Source organism: Streptomyces sp. NPDC059455 (assembly GCF_042750115.1).
GTDB lineage: Bacteria > Actinomycetota > Actinomycetes > Streptomycetales > Streptomycetaceae > Streptomyces > Streptomyces endocoffeicus.
The window spans coordinates 39,601-56,215 of sequence record NZ_JBHYVB010000057.1 but is presented as its reverse complement, the minus strand read 5'-3'; the positions used below and the strand labels follow the sequence as shown (position 1 = coordinate 56,215).

General features: G+C 66.2%; 17 protein-coding genes and 1 pseudogene. 15 read left to right on the top strand and 3 right to left on the bottom strand.

Features of this window, described 5'->3' with window-relative positions; translation table 11 throughout:
• The coding region (locus ACFXB5_RS21745; protein ID WP_385210312.1) for a LuxR C-terminal-related transcriptional regulator at nt 1-845 on the top strand (845 nt) is incomplete at its 5' end.
• Nucleotides 846-1,247: 402 nt separating this feature from the next.
• Here the strand turns inward: ACFXB5_RS21745 and ACFXB5_RS21740 are convergent.
• Complete coding sequence (locus tag ACFXB5_RS21740) at nt 1,248-2,045, bottom strand: alpha/beta hydrolase family protein (protein WP_385210309.1); 798 nt, start codon at nt 2,043-2,045, stop codon at nt 1,248-1,250.
• A gap of 41 nt (nt 2,046-2,086) precedes the next feature.
• The gene (locus ACFXB5_RS21735; protein WP_385210307.1) at nt 2,087-2,350 is read right to left on the bottom strand and encodes a hypothetical protein; all 264 of its coding nucleotides are present in this window, start codon (nt 2,348-2,350) and stop codon (nt 2,087-2,089) included.
• Nucleotides 2,351-3,005: 655 nt separating this feature from the next.
• Here ACFXB5_RS21735 and ACFXB5_RS21730 point away from each other — a divergent pair.
• The 14 genes and pseudogenes from ACFXB5_RS21730 to ACFXB5_RS21665 all read left to right on the top strand — a co-directional run.
• On the top strand, nt 3,006-3,587 hold the full coding sequence (locus ACFXB5_RS21730) for an amino acid synthesis family protein (RefSeq protein ID WP_385210304.1): 582 nt from the start codon (nt 3,006-3,008) through the stop codon (nt 3,585-3,587).
• Nucleotides 3,584-4,783 (top strand): amidohydrolase family protein, encoded by a 1,200-nt coding sequence (locus ACFXB5_RS21725; protein WP_385210301.1) that lies wholly within the window; start codon nt 3,584-3,586, stop codon nt 4,781-4,783. The genes ACFXB5_RS21730 and ACFXB5_RS21725 overlap by 4 nt, the downstream gene beginning before the upstream one ends.
• A 29-nt stretch (nt 4,784-4,812) precedes the next feature.
• On the top strand, nt 4,813-5,019 hold the full coding sequence (locus ACFXB5_RS21720) for a ferredoxin (protein WP_385210298.1): 207 nt from the start codon (nt 4,813-4,815) through the stop codon (nt 5,017-5,019).
• Nucleotides 5,016-6,215: an NAD(P)/FAD-dependent oxidoreductase gene (locus ACFXB5_RS21715; protein WP_385210296.1), complete on the top strand. Its 1,200-nt coding sequence runs from the start codon at nt 5,016-5,018 to the stop codon at nt 6,213-6,215. Before ACFXB5_RS21720 ends, ACFXB5_RS21715 begins: the two co-directional genes overlap by 4 nt.
• Before the next feature lie 68 nt (nt 6,216-6,283).
• Nucleotides 6,284-7,450, top strand: coding sequence for an alpha/beta hydrolase family protein (locus tag ACFXB5_RS21710; RefSeq protein WP_385210293.1), 1,167 nt, complete (start codon nt 6,284-6,286; stop codon nt 7,448-7,450).
• A 22-nt stretch (nt 7,451-7,472) separates the two neighbouring features.
• Nucleotides 7,473-7,727: a hypothetical protein gene (locus ACFXB5_RS21705; protein ID WP_385210291.1), complete on the top strand. Its 255-nt coding sequence runs from the start codon at nt 7,473-7,475 to the stop codon at nt 7,725-7,727.
• Nucleotides 7,724-8,566, top strand: a complete 843-nt coding sequence (locus ACFXB5_RS21700) for a hypothetical protein (RefSeq protein WP_385210289.1) — start codon at nt 7,724-7,726, stop codon at nt 8,564-8,566. Before ACFXB5_RS21705 ends, ACFXB5_RS21700 begins: the two co-directional genes overlap by 4 nt.
• 36 nt (nt 8,567-8,602) lie before the next feature.
• The gene (locus tag ACFXB5_RS21695) at nt 8,603-9,640 is read left to right on the top strand and encodes a dihydrodipicolinate synthase family protein (RefSeq protein ID WP_385210287.1); all 1,038 of its coding nucleotides are present in this window, start codon (nt 8,603-8,605) and stop codon (nt 9,638-9,640) included.
• A 3-nt stretch (nt 9,641-9,643) separates the two neighbouring features.
• A complete protein-coding gene (locus tag ACFXB5_RS21690) occupies nt 9,644-10,960 on the top strand; it encodes an aromatic ring-hydroxylating dioxygenase subunit alpha (RefSeq protein WP_385210284.1) in 1,317 nt (438 codons plus the stop codon).
• Entirely contained in the window at nt 10,960-11,478 is a 519-nt protein-coding gene (locus ACFXB5_RS21685) for a 3-phenylpropionate/cinnamic acid dioxygenase subunit beta (RefSeq protein ID WP_385210281.1), read from the top strand. Before ACFXB5_RS21690 ends, ACFXB5_RS21685 begins: the two co-directional genes overlap by 1 nt.
• A 31-nt stretch (nt 11,479-11,509) precedes the next feature.
• Entirely contained in the window at nt 11,510-11,791 is a 282-nt protein-coding gene (locus tag ACFXB5_RS21680; RefSeq protein ID WP_385210278.1) for a dihydrodiol dehydrogenase, read from the top strand.
• Nucleotides 11,788-12,579, top strand: coding sequence for an SDR family NAD(P)-dependent oxidoreductase (locus ACFXB5_RS21675; RefSeq protein WP_385210275.1), 792 nt, complete (start codon nt 11,788-11,790; stop codon nt 12,577-12,579). The genes ACFXB5_RS21680 and ACFXB5_RS21675 overlap by 4 nt, the downstream gene beginning before the upstream one ends.
• 288 nt (nt 12,580-12,867) lie before the next feature.
• Nucleotides 12,868-13,875 carry a helix-turn-helix domain-containing protein gene (locus tag ACFXB5_RS21670; RefSeq protein ID WP_385210272.1) on the top strand — a complete coding sequence of 336 codons (1,008 nt, stop codon included), beginning with the start codon at nt 12,868-12,870 and terminating at the stop codon, nt 13,873-13,875.
• A 37-nt stretch (nt 13,876-13,912) separates the two neighbouring features.
• Nucleotides 13,913-14,185: pseudogene (locus ACFXB5_RS21665) on the top strand (hypothetical protein); the annotation flags it as partial.
• On the opposite strand, the gene ACFXB5_RS21660 reads toward ACFXB5_RS21665, so the two are convergent.
• Nucleotides 14,157-16,508 (bottom strand): FdhF/YdeP family oxidoreductase, encoded by a 2,352-nt coding sequence (locus ACFXB5_RS21660; RefSeq protein ID WP_385210270.1) that lies wholly within the window; start codon nt 16,506-16,508, stop codon nt 14,157-14,159. The pseudogene ACFXB5_RS21665 and the gene ACFXB5_RS21660 overlap by 29 nt on opposite strands.
• Nucleotides 16,509-16,615: the final 107 nt, after the last annotated feature.

Below are 16,615 nucleotides of genomic sequence, written 5' to 3'. Positions count from 1 at the left end.
AGTACGGCCGGTCCGACGATCCCGTCCTGCAGTTCGTGCTGGAGCATCGGCGCCCGATCGACTCGTCGCACGCCATCTGCCCAGACCAGTGGCAGCGTTCCGGCGCTCGCACCGTGCTGGCCGAGGCCGGCCTCGCGCACTCCCTCGAGGCACCGTTGATCGCGGCGGGGACGATCATCGGAACGATCAACTTCGCCCGCGCGCCTCAGAGCCGCGCCTTCTCCTCGACCGATCTCGTGTCCGCCCGCTTCGTCAGCGAGCAGCTGAGCCTCGCCATCGAGCGTGCGCTGCGTTTCGAGGCAACGGGCCGGCGGCTCAGCACGCTCGAATCAGCCCTCGACCGGATTCCGCAGGGGATCGTCGTGACGGGCCTGGACTCCAAGCCGATCTACGCCAACCAGGCCGCGCGGCGGCTGCTGCAGCTCACGGAGCGCCAGGGCGTGACGGACATGCCCCGATGCCTGCCGGCACCGCTCGAGGAGGCCATCGACCAGTTCCGGCAGGGCCGGCGCGTCCACGCAAGCAGCAGCCGGGACACGACCGGGCAACGAGTGGCGGTGAAAAGCTGGCTGCTGGGCGAGCGCCACGGCGCCGTCGTCAGCGTTGTGAGCAGAACGAGCACTGCCGAAAGCTCAGCTCGCGTCCCGGTCCTCGCCGTGCTGTCCCCGCGCGAGCAGGAGATAGCCCAGCTTGTGGCAGAGGGGCTGACCGCCAAGCAGATCGGCGAGCGCGCGTTCATCTCCGAGAACACCGTCAAACAGCACCTGAAGCGGATCTTCGCCAAGACCGATGTCAGCAGCCGGGCCGAACTCGTGCAGTTGATGTGGTCAGCCGGTACTTACTAGCCTGTGTGTTTCGCTTGCGGCGGTGTCCGAGTCTTGATCAGAAAAGCGAAAGTCTCTTCTGAGCTGGGAAGTTGAGGCTTGGCGAAGGTCTCTGTCATGACAGCAGAAAGCCACTGTCTGCGTGCGCCCTACCCGGTCGCGTCCCAAGCTCGTCGTGTCGGCCGACGGCCACGGGTTGGTCAGTCAGGTTGGATCCCGCTTGCTGGCCGACCTTTCCTATGTCACCAGCCTGACCGGCGCCTTCACGGACGCGCTGCGTCGGCTGCGACCGCGTGGCACCGGGCACCGGGCACGACTCCGGCCGGATCACGGTCGATCTCGCGGTGATGCTCGCCGACGGCGGTGAGGCGACAGCGGACCCGGCCCTGCTGCGCGACCAGGGGGACACGCGGATACAACCCGCTACGCTTCTTCACCTGGAGAGTGCTCCGTCGGCTCCGGCTCCAGCAACCTGGCCGTCGCGGCCTCGATGGTGCGCCAATGTTCGGATCGCGGGTCTATAACGTCGAAGTGACCGGCGTCCTGGAGCAGCAGGAGCTCACAGGAATCCCCGACACGCTGCCCATTCGCGGCGTAGGACGCACTCAGGCTGGGCGGGACCACCTCGTCGGCGGTCCCGTGTGCGAGAAGGGTCTTCTTGCCCAGGGGAAGGTGGCGAGTCGGGTTCGCGGCGTCGAAGTTCTCTGGTACTTCATCCGGTCCTCCGCCGCAGAAAGCGGGCACTGCGTTGTTGCCCAGACCCAAACGGGTGGCCTCGCGAAGGTCGCAGTAACCAGCGATACAGACGACGGCGGCCACCTGTGCTTTCTGTGCCGCGCGCAGGGCGAGCTGGCCTCCCGAGGAGTGCCCGAGCAGGATCAGTCGCTGCAGATCGATGCCGGGCACGTCCTGGAGCGCGCGTATCGCGGCCGCCACGTCGGCTCCGGTCGCCGGCACGCCGCCCCCGTTGCCCACCCGCCGGTATTCGATGTTCCACGTGGCCCAGCCTGCTTGCGTGAGCCCGACTGCGAGCGCCTCGATCGTCGTCTTGGAGAACTGAGCTCGCCAGTTGCCGCCGTGAATGAGAACCATGACCGGGTGCGGCCCGTCACCAGTCGGCATGCGCAGATCCGCGACCTGTTCGGGGTCATCGCCGTATCGGTGCCGCTGCGGCCCGAAAACGTCGTTCGATTCGACCCATTCGGCCAGTTCGGCGAACAAACGGTCGCGTGCAGGATTAGCTCTGGGGGCTGGCGTCGGCATCAGTACGTCTCCCGACCGCCGTTGATGTGCAGGGTCCGCCCGGCGGCATACGGCTCGAGAGCCATCCAGCCCGCCGACGAGCATTCACCCGGGGACAGGTGCGCGCCACCTCGGGAGAACTCGGCAGCAGCCGGGTTCGGCGCCATGAGAACGGCAAGCCCGACGGCGCGGCACTGGGAAAGGCGACTCAGATCGGCATGGACCTCCTCACAGAGCGCAACGGGCTCTCGCGTGAGCTGATCGATGGTGATGTCAACACTCATGGTGAGTTACCTCCGAGTCACCGCAGCTGTCCAGAGCTGTGGGCCACCGCGGATCAGTTCCGGGAATGCCAAGCAACGATAGGCGCAGTACCTCACCCGGCCAGTCACTCGACCGGGTACATTTCGAAGACCGGACTGGGGCCCACTACCGTGAGGCTTGGATTACTCAGACGGGCGCATCTGTCGTCTGTCGGCAACTGCCACCAACCCAGAGGTCACGGTCTCCTGCCACCACTGTCGAGAGGGCCCGGGGCGCCGTGGCCAGGGCAGGGCGTCGGGGACGACGAGGTCGACGCGTTCCTACCTCTCGTAGCGGAAGAGGGCGTCCGCGGCGTGCTGGGTGCCGAGGTGTTCCCAGGCCACGGTGATCCGGCCGTGGCGGATGGTGAGACCCCGCAGTAGTCGTTGTCGTAGGGCTTCCCGGTGGCCCGCGGAATGCCGAGCTGATCACCCATGTCGTGGCGGCCTGGCGGATAGGGGCGGGCACGCCTGCCTCGTCTGACGGCATCTCCTGACTGCGAGGGGCCGCGCCCGGAGCAGCGCGCGGCGGCGAATACACCCGTTCAGGGACGGCGCAGGGGTGGTTGCCGTTCATACCGTTCTTCGTGTCGCCCCAGCGAGACGGACCGCCGGGGCCGAGTACGAAGGAGTCGGTGTGAGCGGCCTGGTTGTGCGGAAGACATTCGCCCAGATCGAGGAGATCCGGGCTGTGGCAGGGCAAAGCGACGAGGGCGGCCCGCTGCGCAAGGTAGCGGTGTGCGCGGTGGTTCGTAACCCCTTCGCCGGGCTGGGATACGTCGAGGACCTCTCCCAGATCGTCGAGGGCTCGGATGCGATCGGCACCTACCTCGGAGAGGAAGCCGCCCGTCTGCTCGGCTCCACCCCGGAGAGCTACGGCAAGGGCGGGCTGGTCGGCACCGCGGGCGAGCAAGAGCACATCAACGCCGCCGTCACCTCGACCTTCGGCAACGCCCTGCGCAAGGCGATCGGCGGGGGCGAGGCATGGATCACGTCCGTCACCAAGCCCTCCGGCACGGACGCCACCATCGACGTACCGCTCGCCTTCAAGGACGAGATCTGGGTGCGCAGCCACTACGACGCCATGACGGTACGCATCCCCGACGCTCCGCACCCCGACGAACTGGTGATCATCGCGGTCGTCGCCAACCGCGGCCGGATCAACGCGCGGGTGGGTGGGCTGTCGAAGGCCGAGGCGCAGGCGCGGGTGACGTCATGAGCACCCTCGCTGTCGTCGGCGCCGGCACGGTGCTGTCCGGCGACCATCGCAACCCCCTGATCGCCGACGCGGACACCGTGGTCAACGAGGACGGGGTGATCGTCGCGGTCGGTCGGCGCAATGATCTTGCCGAGCTCGTCGACACCGCCGAGGTGGTGATCGACGCGAACGGTTCGACCGTCGCCCCCGGCCTCATCGACTCGCACTGCCACGTCGTGCTGGGGGACTACACACCCCGGCAGAAGACCGTGGACTTTCTTGCGAGCTACGTGCACGGCGGCATTACCAGCGTGGTGTCCCCGGGCGAGATCCACGCCCAGGGCCGACCGCACGACGCGACGGGTGTGAAGGCACTTGCCATCGCCGCGATGTCGTGTTTCAGGAACTTCCATCCCGGAGGCATGACCGTTCACGCCGGCTCCGTGGTGCTGGAACCCACCCTGACCGACGAGGACTTCGCCGACCTGGAGAAGGCCGGCGTGCGACTGGCCAAGTTCGGTTTCGGTCTGTACGAGGATCCCGCCGACGGATACGACCAGGTGCGCTCGGCCCAGGCCCACGGCATCACCGTGATGTGCCACTCCGGCGGCGCCAGCATCCCCGGAAGCAAACCGATCACCCCCGACCATCTGCTGCACCTGGCTCCCGACGTGTGCGGCCACGTCAACGGCGGCCCGACCTCGCTGTCCAGCGAGGGCGTCGACAAGATCATTGGCGAGACGTCGATGGCGTTGCAGCTCGTGCAGGCCGGCAATCTCCGGTCGGCGGTCCGCATCCTTCGCAAGTGCCACGAGGAAGGCCGTTTCGACCGCATCGTCATTGGCTCGGACACCCCGACCGGTACCGGTGTGATGCCGCTGGGCGTCATCAAGACTGTCGCCGAGCTCTCCTCGCTCTCCGGCATCGACCCTGCACAGGTGTGGGCCGCCGCCACCGGCAACAACGCCCGCACCTGGGACCTGCCCGCAGGCTTCATCGCCCCCGGCGCGGCAGCCGACCTCGTGGTCATGGACGCCCCCTGGGGGTCCACCGCCCCGGACGCGCTCGGCGCCCTCGCCATCGGAGACATCCCCGGCATCACCGCGGTCGTCACCCAGGGCGTTCTGCGCAATCTAACCAGCCGCAACACGCCGCGCGCCGCGCGCCTCGTCGACGTCACCCCACCGATGCCGCACTTGTCCGCGGCCGGTCACTAGGCCGACCACAAGCAACCAGGGAGTGTGTCATGTCCCTCCATGTCATCTTCGAATCGGCAAAGTGCCAGGGGTACGCCAACTGTCTGATCGAAGCACCCGAACTCTGGGGCTTCGACGAGGACAAGAACACGGCCGTCCTGCGAGTGGACAACCCCGACGACACCCTGCGCGCCCGTGCCGAGGCATCGGCACGTTGCTGCCCGGCCCAGGCCATACGCGTGGAGAGCGCGGTATGAAGCGCGTAGTCGTCGTCGGAGCCTCCCTGGCCGGTGTCAACGCCATCGAGTCCCTGCGGGAACGGGGCTTCCAGGGGGACATCGTCCTCGTCGGCGCCGAAGACCACCTTCCCTACACCCGGCCCCCGCTGTCCAAGGACGCTCTCGCCGCAGGGCTGAATGAATCGGCCCTGCGACTGCGGGAGAGAGAGTGGTTCGACGCGCGAGGCGTCACGCTGCAACTCGGAGATGCGGCCACCGGCCTCGACACCCGCGACCGACGGCTGTGGCTCGGAACCGAGACCTCCCTCGCCTATGACGGCTTGGTCATCGCCACCGGATCGATATCGCGCCGGATGCCCATGACCTTGTCCTTGCCTGCCGCGCACACCCTCAGAACCTACGACGACGCGGACCTGCTGCGGCAGGCACTGCGACGCGGCGGTCACCTGGTGGTCATCGGCGCCGGGTTCATCGGCCTGGAGACAGCGGCCACTGCCCGCGCTCTCGGCCTGGACGTCACCGTCGTCGACGTCATGCCGACCCCCATGTACCGGTTCGGAGAACAGGTCGGGGTCTGGTTCACCGATCTGCACGAGCGGAACGGGGTCCGGATCGTCTGTTCCACCGGCGTCGCCTCGTTGCATGCGGTCGGTGATCGCGCTCAGGTGGTACTCGACACGGGGGAGACCCTGGCCGCCGACACGCTCCTCGTGGGAGTGGGCGGCATTCCGGCGACCGCCTGGCTGACCGGCTCGTCGGTCGGCTTCGCCGACGGCGTGAGCTGCGAGCCCGACCTGTCCACCGGAGTTCCCGGGGTCGTCGCCGCGGGTGACGTCGCCCGCTGGCACAACAAGGTCTTCGACGAGACCATGCGCGTCGAGCACTGGACCAACGCCGTCGAACAGGGCATGCACGCGGCGGGGACGCTGATGGGCGAGCACCTTCCCTTCGAGTCCGTTCCCTACTTCTGGACCGACCAGTTCGAAGCGAAGCTGCGCTGCGTCGGACGTATCTCCCCGGACGACACCATCGCCGTACTGCGGCGCGAGGAGAACTCGCTCGTAGCCGCCTACGGACGGGACGGCACCATCCGCGGAGCGGTCTGCGTCAACGCCCCCCGACAGCTCGCCACCCTGCGCGACGCCATCGCGCAGCGCGTGAACTTCCGCGAGATCACCGGCAGTGGCACCACACCGGTGACCACAACACCCTGACCATCCTCTGGCCGCAGGCTGCCGACCAGGCAGCTCGGTCCGGACATCCACCGAGCAAAGGAAGCCCGATGCCCCAGTCGTCTGTCGCCGCCAACCGCGACGCCCTCTCCACCATCGAACTCTTTCCCCAGGACGAAGACTGGTCGCTGCAGACCATGCGCCTGCTGGCACAGGTCGCTGTCGGCGGCTCCGACCTGTTCGAGTGTGCTCGCACCGCCGCCCGCATCGGCCGCACCAGCACCGACGGCGAGCTGTGGCAGAAGGAGTGGAGCCGCACCGCCCAGGAAGTCGCCGCCGCGGCCGAGGCCGCCCTCAGCGCGGGCAACATCACCACCGCCCGCCGGGCCTTCATGCGATCCTGCGGCTACTGGCGTCACTCGGAGTTCTTCCTCAAGTCCGACGACCCGCGCCGCGAACTCGCGTACACCACCGGCACCGCGAACTTCCAGCGCGCCGTCGAGCTCTCGGACGGTCTCATCGAGCGCATCAAGGTGCCTTTCGAAGGCATCACCATGGACGGCTACATCGTCCGTCCCGACAACTCCGGCAAGCGTCGGCCCACCGTCCTGTTCCTGGGCGGCGCCGACTCCTGGGCCGAGGAGCTGTACTTCATGGGCGGGACCGAGTTCCCCTCCCGTGACATGAACGTGGTCATGGTCGACACCCCCGGCCGCGGCAGTTCGCTGCGCTTCAAGAAGCTGTTCAGCCGCCCCGACTACGAAGTCCCCGTCGCCGCCGTCCTCGACTTCCTCCAGCAGCGTGACGATGTCGACGCCGACCGCATCGGCGTGGCCGGTGTCAGCTTCGGCGGCTACTACGCCCCGCGAGCCGCCGCCTTCGAACCGCGCGTCAAGGCCGTCGCCGCCTGGTGCGGCACGTGGAGCATCCTCACCGACTTCTACGAGTTCTACCCGCCGCTGCAGCAGCAGCTGCAGTGGCTGTCGGGGTCCAAGGACGACGCAGAGGCCCGCGAGAAACTGGCCGCGTTCACCCTCGACGGCGTCGCCGACAAGTTGTCCATCCCCGTGTACGTCATGCACGGCACCGACGACATCATCATGGACATCGCCGGTGCCCGCCGCTTCATCGACGCGCTGACCACCAAGGATGTCACCGTCGAGATCTACGACGGAGCCGGTTCGCTGCACTGCAGCTACGACTACTTCTCCGTGGCCACCGCCCGCCTGGCGGACTGGTTCCTCCACAAGCTCGACATCGGCCCTGCGAGCGCCTGAGCAAACCCCCGGAGGTGACGTCGTGTACGAGATCCATCAACTCCTCTGGGAGATCCGCCGCGATCCAGGGGTGAAGAGGGCCTACCAGACCGACCCCGACGCCGTCCTCGACTCCTACGGCATCGAGGGCGAATACCGGCAGTGGATGAAGGACCTCGACTTCAAGGCCCTGTACGAGCGCGGCATCAACCCCTACCTGCTCTACTTCTGCGCCATTCAGCTCCAGGTCGACCGAGCCCAGTACTACGCCCAGATACGAGGGGAGACGCAACGATGAGCGGTAACGGACGCATCGTGGGAGTCTTCGCCGCCTCCCACTCGCCGGGCATCACCGGCTGGCCCGAACGGGTTCCCGCCGATGTCCGCGCCACTGTGGAAGGCGCTTACGCCGAGGTGCGCAAGCGGATCGAAGAGCTGCGGCCCGACGCCGTCGTCGCCGTCTCGGTGGAGCACTTCACCAACTTCAACCTCGGCAACCTGCCGTCCTTCGCCATCGCTACGGCCAGGTCCTACCTGGGGCCCACCACCGCGGAGATGGCCGCCTTCCTCAACGTCGAGCAGCACCACTACCCCGGTCACGCGGAGCTGGGCCGCCACCTGTACGCCCACGCTCTGGGGGCGGAGTTCGACCCGGCCCTGGTCGAAGGCGGCCTGGAGTTCGACGAGAACTTCTGCGTGCCGCTCAAGCATCTCGACCCGGACTCGAAGTACCCGCTCGTCCCGGTGATCGTCAACGGCGTCAACCCGCCCTGGCCCACCCCCAAGCGGTGCTACGACCTGGGACGGATGATCCGCGACGCGGTCGAGGCCCAGAGCTTCGCCCCGCGTGTCGTGGTCCTGGCGACCGGAGGCCTCTCGCACTGGGTGGGCCTGCCGGAATCCGGCTCCGTCAACGAGGACTTCGACCGTGACTTCATCGCACGGCTCACGTCCGGAGACCCCGCCCGGCTGACCGACTACACCCAGGACGCCATCGACGCCGCCGGCAACGGAGCACACGAGATCCGCACCTGGCTCGCAGCCGCGGGCGTCGCCCGGACCGGCTTCGACGTACTGGCCTACGAACCCGTGCCCGAATGGCTCACGGGCACCGCGGTCGCAGCCGCCCGGCTGTGACACACCCTTCCCGCCCACTCTCCAAGGAGAAAGTCCATGAGCAAGCTGCCCAAGGTCACCGGCCGTGACATGCGGGGCGTGATGGCCTATCCGCCCACTCCCGCCCTGCCCGGCGCCGAGCGCGTCGATGCCGTCGACACCGTCGACCTCCAGGAAACCGAGCGGATGATCGGCGCCCTCATCCGCGACGGCGTCGACGCCATCGCCCTCAACGGCACGCTCGGCGAGATGGCCACCCTCACTCTGGAGGAGTGGAAGGCGTATGCCGCCTGCGCGGCCGAGACCGCCCGTGCCATCGACCCCGATTTCCCCCTCTTCATCGGGGCCACCACGCTCAATACCCGGGACACGGTGGCCCGGATGAAGTACCTCTCCGACCTCGGCGTCACCGGCACGCTGCTGGGCCGGCCCATGTGGGGCGAGATGGTCGCACCGGTGATGGACCGCTTCTACCGCGACGTGGCCGAGGCCGTGCCCGAACTCGCCATCGTCGTCTACGACAACACCGCCGCCTTCCGCGGGATCATCCCCCGGAGCGTGTACAGGACCCTCGTCGAGCTGCCGCAGGTCGTCGCCGTCAAGTACGCCGGTGGCGCCTCTGTCGGCTTCCGCTACCACAACGACATGGCCCACACCGGCACCAGCTTCCCGCTGATGTCGATCGAGACGGACTGGTTCCCGGCCTGGGAGCTGTACGGCGAGGAGCTCGTCGGCATGGCCTGGTCCTCCACCACCGCCATGGGCCCCGGCCCCGTCCTGGAACTGCGCGACGCGCTCCAGCAGGGCCGCACCGACGACGCCCGCTGGCTGACCGAGCGGCTGCGCTGGGCCCACGAGCCCTTCCTCGTCGGCCAGGACTTCATGGAGTTCGCCAAGTACAACATCCCGCTCGAGAAGATCCGGGTGAATGGCGCCGGCTACATCAACGTCGGCACGTGCCGCCCGCCCTACACTGTGGACCTCGTCCCCGACGTGCATGTCCAGACCACGGCCCAGCACGTCGAGCGCTACGCGCAGATCAAGACCGAGATCGAGAAGCGGTTCGGGTCGCGCGCGCCGAAGCACCAGGGATGACCGATGACACCACAGGCGGAGCAGCAGCAGCTGGATGCCTGGGTTGAGAACACCCGGGCGGGGATCACCGCAGGCCGGTTCCCCGCCCGGGCCTTCAACGACCAGGCCGTGTACGACCTAGAGCAGGAACGCCTGTTCTCCAAGGCGTGGTGCTTCCTCGCCCACGAGAGCGAGATTCCGGCACCGGGTGACTACGTCACCCGCAAGATCGGCAACAACAACCTCATCGTCGCCCGGGACGAGCACGGTGAGATCCACGCCAGCCTGAACATGTGCCGGCACCGCGGCAACGTGATGTGCAAGTCCGAGATGGGCAACGCCTCGCACTTCCGGTGTTCGTACCACGGGTGGACGTACAAGAACTCGGGTGAACTCATCGGCGTGCCCTACATGAAGGAGGGCTACGAGGGTCAACTAAAACGCAAGGACTGGGGATTGGTCGGGGTCCGCGTCGACAGTTACGAAGGCCTCGTCTTCGGGACGCTCGATCCGCGGGCTCCCACGCTCGATGAGTATCTGGGCGACTTCCGCTTCTACCTCGACCTCTACCTCAAGCACGGCTTCGGCGGCTGCGAAGTGCACGGGCCGCCGGACCACTGGGTCGCCGACACGGACTGGAAGATCTGTGCCGAGAACTTCGCGGGCGACGGTTACCACACCCCCGTGGCCCATCAGTGGGGCTTCAACCTGGGTTACTTCCCGTCGTCGGGTTCCACGCACAGCCAGGGCTGGGCCGCCAGCGTTCCCGGCAAGGGCCACGGCATCGGACTGGGCCACAGCCCGAACTTCCCGGCTTTCGGCGGATTTCCCGACGAGCTGGTCGAGGAGATGAAACAGACCCTGACGCCCGAGCAGGTCGAGGTCTTCGCCAGGACCCGCACGGCCGTGGGCACGGTCTTCCCGAACCTCTCCTTCCTCATGCAGCCCTTCAGCCTGGTGCCCGGCGAGCCGGGAGTCCGCTTCGTCACCATGCGGCTCTACCACCCGGCCGGCCCCGGACGCATGGAGATGTACTCCTGGTGTCTGGTGCCCAAGGACGCCTCGGAGGAGTACAAAACCGAGGCCTACCGCGCCTACACCCTGGCCTTCGGGCAGGCCGGAACTTTCGAGCAGGACGACTTCGAGAACTGGACCAAGGTCACCCAGTCCGCGGGATCGACCATGGTCAAGGATCTCGACTTCCCCTACATCATGGGCATGCACAGCGAGACCGATCCGGAGTTCGCCGGTCCCGGCCACGTCGTCACGCCCTACGTCAACGACACCAACTTCCGGAATCTGTGGACCCGTTGGGGCGATTACCTGGCCGGGGAGGTGTGATGGGCGACCGAATCCTTGTGAACCGCACCACGGTGGCCGAGATCCAGGAGTTCCTCTACCGCGAGGCTCTCGCCCTCGACGAGCGGCGGTTCCGCGACTGGCTGGCCATGCTCACCGACGACATCACTTACGAGGTGCCGGTCCGGGTGACCCGTGAGGCCCAGGCCGACTGGGAACTGACCCCCACCTCACGCATCTTCGACGACGACCGTCAGACGCTCGAAGTTCGCGTGCGGCGGCTGGAGACCGATTTCGCCTGGGCCGAGCAGCCGCCCTCCCGCACCCGGCACTACGTCACCAACGTCCTCGTCGACCCCACGGACCTGCCGGACGAGTACCTCGTGCACTCCAACTGCTTCATCTACCGAAGCCGGGGAGACAGCCCGACGCCCAGTTTCTACTCCCTGGCCAGGAAGGACACCGTTCGCAGGGAAGCCGACGGGTGGCGGCTCGCGCGCAGGTGGGCGGCGTTCGATCAGGCGCTGATCAACGCACACAACCTGTCCATCTTCGTCTAGCCGGCTCCCGCCCCGCATTGATCAGGAGGCCATGGTGGACACATCGAGCCACACGCCGAACATCGAACGCCCGGACATCGGTGAGGAGTCCCACTACCCCGAAGACCCGGGCACCGACGGGCCGATCATCATCGCGAACGAGTTCGCGGACGTGGTCATCCGCAAGGTGGCGACCAGGAACGGCATGCGCCTGGACATCTGGTCGCCCCGCCGGGGCACCCGCGTTCTGCTGGACGCCGTGGCCCTGGACTGCCTCAGCTTCCAGGAGCCCGATTTCATCACCGAGATGCTGGCCAGGAGGCCAGCACCGTGAACGGGCGCATGGAGGGGATGCGTGTTCTCGTCGTGGGCGGCGGCGCGGGCATCGGCAAGGGTGCGGCGCTCGCCTACCTCGACCAGGGCGCGGTGGTGACCGTGGTCGAACGGTCCGAGCATCATGCGGCGGCACTGCGGCGGGAGACCGAGGGCAGCCCCCTGGAGGTCGTCGTCGGGGACGCGACCAGTCCGGCTGTGCTCTATCAGGCTCTGTCTCAGGCCATCGACACGACCGGCGGGCTCGACCACCTCACCTGCTGTGTCGGCGTGTTCGACCACTACGCCTCGCTGCGGGAGCTGTCGGTGGAGGAGCTCGTCAAGGCTGCCGAGGAGATCTGGCGGGTGAACGTCCTGGCCACGCTGGTCGCGGTCAGGATCGCCTGGCCCGCCCTGCACGAGGCGGGTGGCTCCGTCACCCTGACCCTGTCGGAGTCGGCGTTCCACCCGGTGGGCGGCGGCGTGCTGTACGGAAGCTCGAAGTGGGCCCTGCGCGGGGTGGTGCAGCACTTGGCGGCCGACCTGGGCCCCTCCGTCCGGGTCAACGGCGTGGCCCCCGGTGGCACCAGCGGCACCGGCTTCTCCGGCCTCGCGGCACTCGGGGAGAGCGAGTCATCGGTCGCCGCGGTCAGTGGCAGGGACGAGCGGATCGCCGCGGGCACCATGCTCGGGGTGACTCCCTCTCCGGCCGATCACGCCGGGGCCTACGTCTATCTCGCCGACCCGGAGGCATCTCGGGTGGTGACCGGCCTGGTCATCAACAGCGATGGCGGGCGTGCCCTGCGGTAGCGGGTCGCAGGCGCAATTCCATGACGAGCCGGAGGCGCCCAGAGGTGCCGCGTCGACGGCTGTGTGGCCCACCTGAACGGGAGGTCGGGGTGAGCCACGGGAAGTAGCACGGGTGGTGGTCTTCGAAGACCACCACCCGTGCTAGGTGCTCTTAGCGCCAGAACGAAGTCGCTGTTAATTGGTACCTAACGTGGCATAGGCAGGGTCGCCATCTCGCCGAGAGCATACCCGGCCCCTTTTCGTTTATCGCGAGTCAAATACAGCGTGGACATGAGAAGGAAGGTAGAAATGTATATCCGGCAACAAGAAGTACTCTCGCCTCGGCCGCGTGCGACCAAGGCGACAAATTTTTCGTCAGCAATAAATTTAACAGCGTCGCAAATCGAAGAAAAAGGCAAAATATTCAATGAATGGCAGGATGGGCCATTCGCGCATCTCACCCATGTTGAAATTCCTCGCGAAACGGCGTCAGGTGGATTCAGTTTCTCCGCCAACGGTTACTGGTTTAACCACTTACTCTCCGTAAGCGTATACTGTGATTCCCTCGTGGGCATCTCTGGAAATCAAGATCGAGATCCAGTCGTTGCCGATCTAGTGACGTCGGGAGAGCTTAGATTCGCTAGCCGTGGCGAGAATTATGCCATCACGCCGGGGCGGATCTGTATTCGTGATACGAGAACTTCTTGGGAATTCACCTGTGCACCAAGGACGCAAGCTCGGGTGATTGCCCTTCCGCGACACGCTCTTATCTCGCGAGTTCCTTCGTCGGTGACTCTACTGCCTGCTTACGTTGCTGATGTCGAGACGGCAGAGGTTCGCTTTCTGCTCAATTTTCTGGATGCCATCGAGAAAAGCAGCGAGGATCTCGACGGTTCTCTCGCCACGCAAAATATGGCCCTCGACGCCTGCGCGAGTGTTTTTGCGGGCATGTTGACAAAGAACCCCCAACAAGGGCTTAGCGATCACCAAGCAGCCTTGGTGAAGGCGGCGAAGAATGTGATCGAAAATCATCTTGATGACGCTGACCTGTCCCCGTCTATGATTGCTCGGCTCATAGGTGTGTCGCTACGAAGCATTTATCGGTCATTTGAAGCGGCTGACGAGTCGATTATGTCCTTTGTTCGGCGTCGTCGCTTAGAGAAGGCGCGCGAAGATCTGATGCGGCGAGGCAGTACCGCCGCGGTTTCTGAAGTTGCTGCGCGTTGGCATTTCTCGGATGCCAGCCATTTCATCAGAACCTTCAAGTCATTCTACGGATCGACTCCAGCGGTCTACGCAAGGAATAACCACGCGTAATGGTGACACCGTGCAAAGAGCAGCGCCCGGCGCTCCTCGAGGCGTCATGGCCCTGGCCGACCTCGCCTACTAGGGTGGCGGCCCTTGGGGCGGCACCTGCATCAAACGCAGGCCCCTGCAAGAACTCGCCTTCACCGAGAAGACTGTCAACCGGGTTCTGGCCTCGGCACGGGCACCGGTTGAACGCGGTGCCGCGCACCTGAATTCCTGCCGGCTATTCCGGAAGATTCGGATGCTGCCGTCGCGGCGGCAGCATCCGACGGCATGCGATGGCCTCGTGATTACCTGCCTGGTGATCGGGTCACGGTAACGAGTTGGTGTTTCATCAGTGGCTGGTCGCTCTGCCTGCTGTAGTCATCCAGCCCGCACAGGATGTTCAGTTCGGGCATGTAGCCCGCGACGCTGCCGGGCGAGATGCCGTAGGCGATGACGCGGTAGCCGTAGACCGACCGTGTGCTGCCGTCGCGCGCGTGGCTCGTGATGTCGATCAGGTCGAACTCGGCCAGGCCCCGCTCATCCATGTCCTTACGGTTCATGAAGAGCAGAGTGCGCAGATTCTTGACCCCGCGGTATCGGTCGTCGTCCGAATACACGGTGGTGTTCCATTGGTCGTGCGAACGCATCGTAGAGAGCACGAGCATGCCCTGGGGCGGCATTACATCCGGAAGTTCACTTGAGTGGAACTCAGCGCGGCCGGACTCGGTGTGAAACTCGCGCTCACGGGCTGGCTGGGTGATCCGGAACCCCCGTGCCTCGCGAACCCGTCGGTTGAAATCCTCGAACCCCGGGAGCACGCGGGCCATCGTGTCGCGGATCCGGTCGTAGTCCTCGACATACCAGACCCACGGCGTCTTCGAGTCCGGCAGCGTTGCCTGCGCCATGCCAGCCACGATCGAGCACTCGGACCTGAGCATCTCCGAGGGCGGCTTCCGCATGCCGTAAGAGAGGTGCACCTCGCTCATCGCGTCCTCGACGCTCACACCCTGCTCCCCCGTTGCCTGTGTGTCCTTCTCGGTGCGTCCGAGGCACGGGAGAATGAGAGCCTTCCGGCCGTGGACCAGATGGCTGCGGTTGAGTTTCGTGCTCACCTGCACGGTCAGTTCGGTGTTGCGCAGTGCGGCACTGGTCGCGTCGGTGTCGGGTGCGGCGAGGACGAAGTTCCCACCCATTGCGACGAACACCTTCACTCGCTCGTCCAGCATCGCTTTGATCGTGCCGATAGTGTCCAGCCCGTGCTCACGAGGTGCGGAGATCCCGCACACCTCGTCGAGCGCGTCGAGGAAGTCGGACGGGGGGCGGTGGTCGATGCCGCACGTGCGGTTGCCCTGGACATTGCTGTGGCCGCGCACCGGCGAGGGCCCGGCTCCTTCCCGGCCGATGTTCCCACGCAACAGCAGCAGGTTCAGAATCTCATGGACAGTGTCCACCCCATGGTCCTGCTGAGTGACTCCAAGGCACCAGGAGATGATAGTGCGGTCAACGGCCATGTAGCAGGCGGCGACTTCGCGGATCTCGCTCTCGCTCACCCCGGACTGCCGCACCAGCTCGGACCAGTCGGCGGCACGCACCAGGTCGCGGTACGACGTGAAGCCTGACGTGTGCCGTTCGATGAAGTCGACGTCGAGCACAGCCGGATCCTTCTCAGCTCGCTCAAGTATTGCCTTGGCGACCCCTCGCAACAGGGCGAGGTCACCGCCGACGACGACCTGCACGTTCCGGCTTCCCGTCGGGGTGGAGCGGAAGGTGGCCATCGCGGCGAACTCGTGCGGCACGATCGTGCGTCGTGCCGCCGCCTCGATGAGCGGGTTGATGTGGATGATTTGGGCACCACGCCGATGTGCTTTGGCGAGAGTGGTGAGCATGCGCGGGGCGTTGGACGCCGCGTTCACGCCCATGACAATCAACAAGTCGGCCGCGTCCCAGTCGTTGATGTCGCACGTGCCTTTGCCGGTACCCAGCGCGGCTTGCAGGGCACGACCGGAAGCCTCGTGGCACATGTTCGAGCAGTCCGGCAGATTATTGGTGCCGAATTCGCGCACCCACAACTGGTAAAGGAACGTCGCTTCGTTGTTGAGCCGGCCGGAAGTGTAGAAAGCGGCCTGGTCAGGGCTGTCCAGGCCGCGCAGCGTCTGCCCGACCAGAGCGAACGCGTCCGGCCAGGAGATCGGGACGTACATGTCCGTGGCCTCGTCGTACGCCATCGGCTCGATCAGCCGGCCCTGCTCCTCCAGCGCGTAGTCCGGCCAATCCAACAGTTCGGTGACTGTATGCGCGGCGAAGAACTCCCGGCCGGTCTTCTTGCGAGTCATCTCCCAGGTGACATGCTTGATGCCGTTCTCGCATATATCCAGATGCAGGCCTTTGCGGTCGTCCGGCCACGCGCACCCCGGGCAGTCGAACCCGCCGTTCTCATGGTTCATCTTCGTGATCGCTAACGGCCCACGGACCGGCTCGCCGGTCCTGGCGATGACCCGCGTCACGCTGCGCGCCGCACCCCAACCTGCCGAGGGTCCCACGTCATCCACCTGGGAAAAGCCACCAGGGCGATTCGGTCCACGGCCCCGAGCCGCGACACCCGGTGCTCCACGGCCCAAGTCATCGCCGGGACGACCCTCGAAATCCGAGCGTTGCATGCTGTGTCCTTCGCAATCGAGATGCGGCCATCATGTACGCGGTGACGTCGCGCACATCAAATTTCACCGTCCTGGTCGCGGCGCCGTGGACCGTCGCACCTGCAACC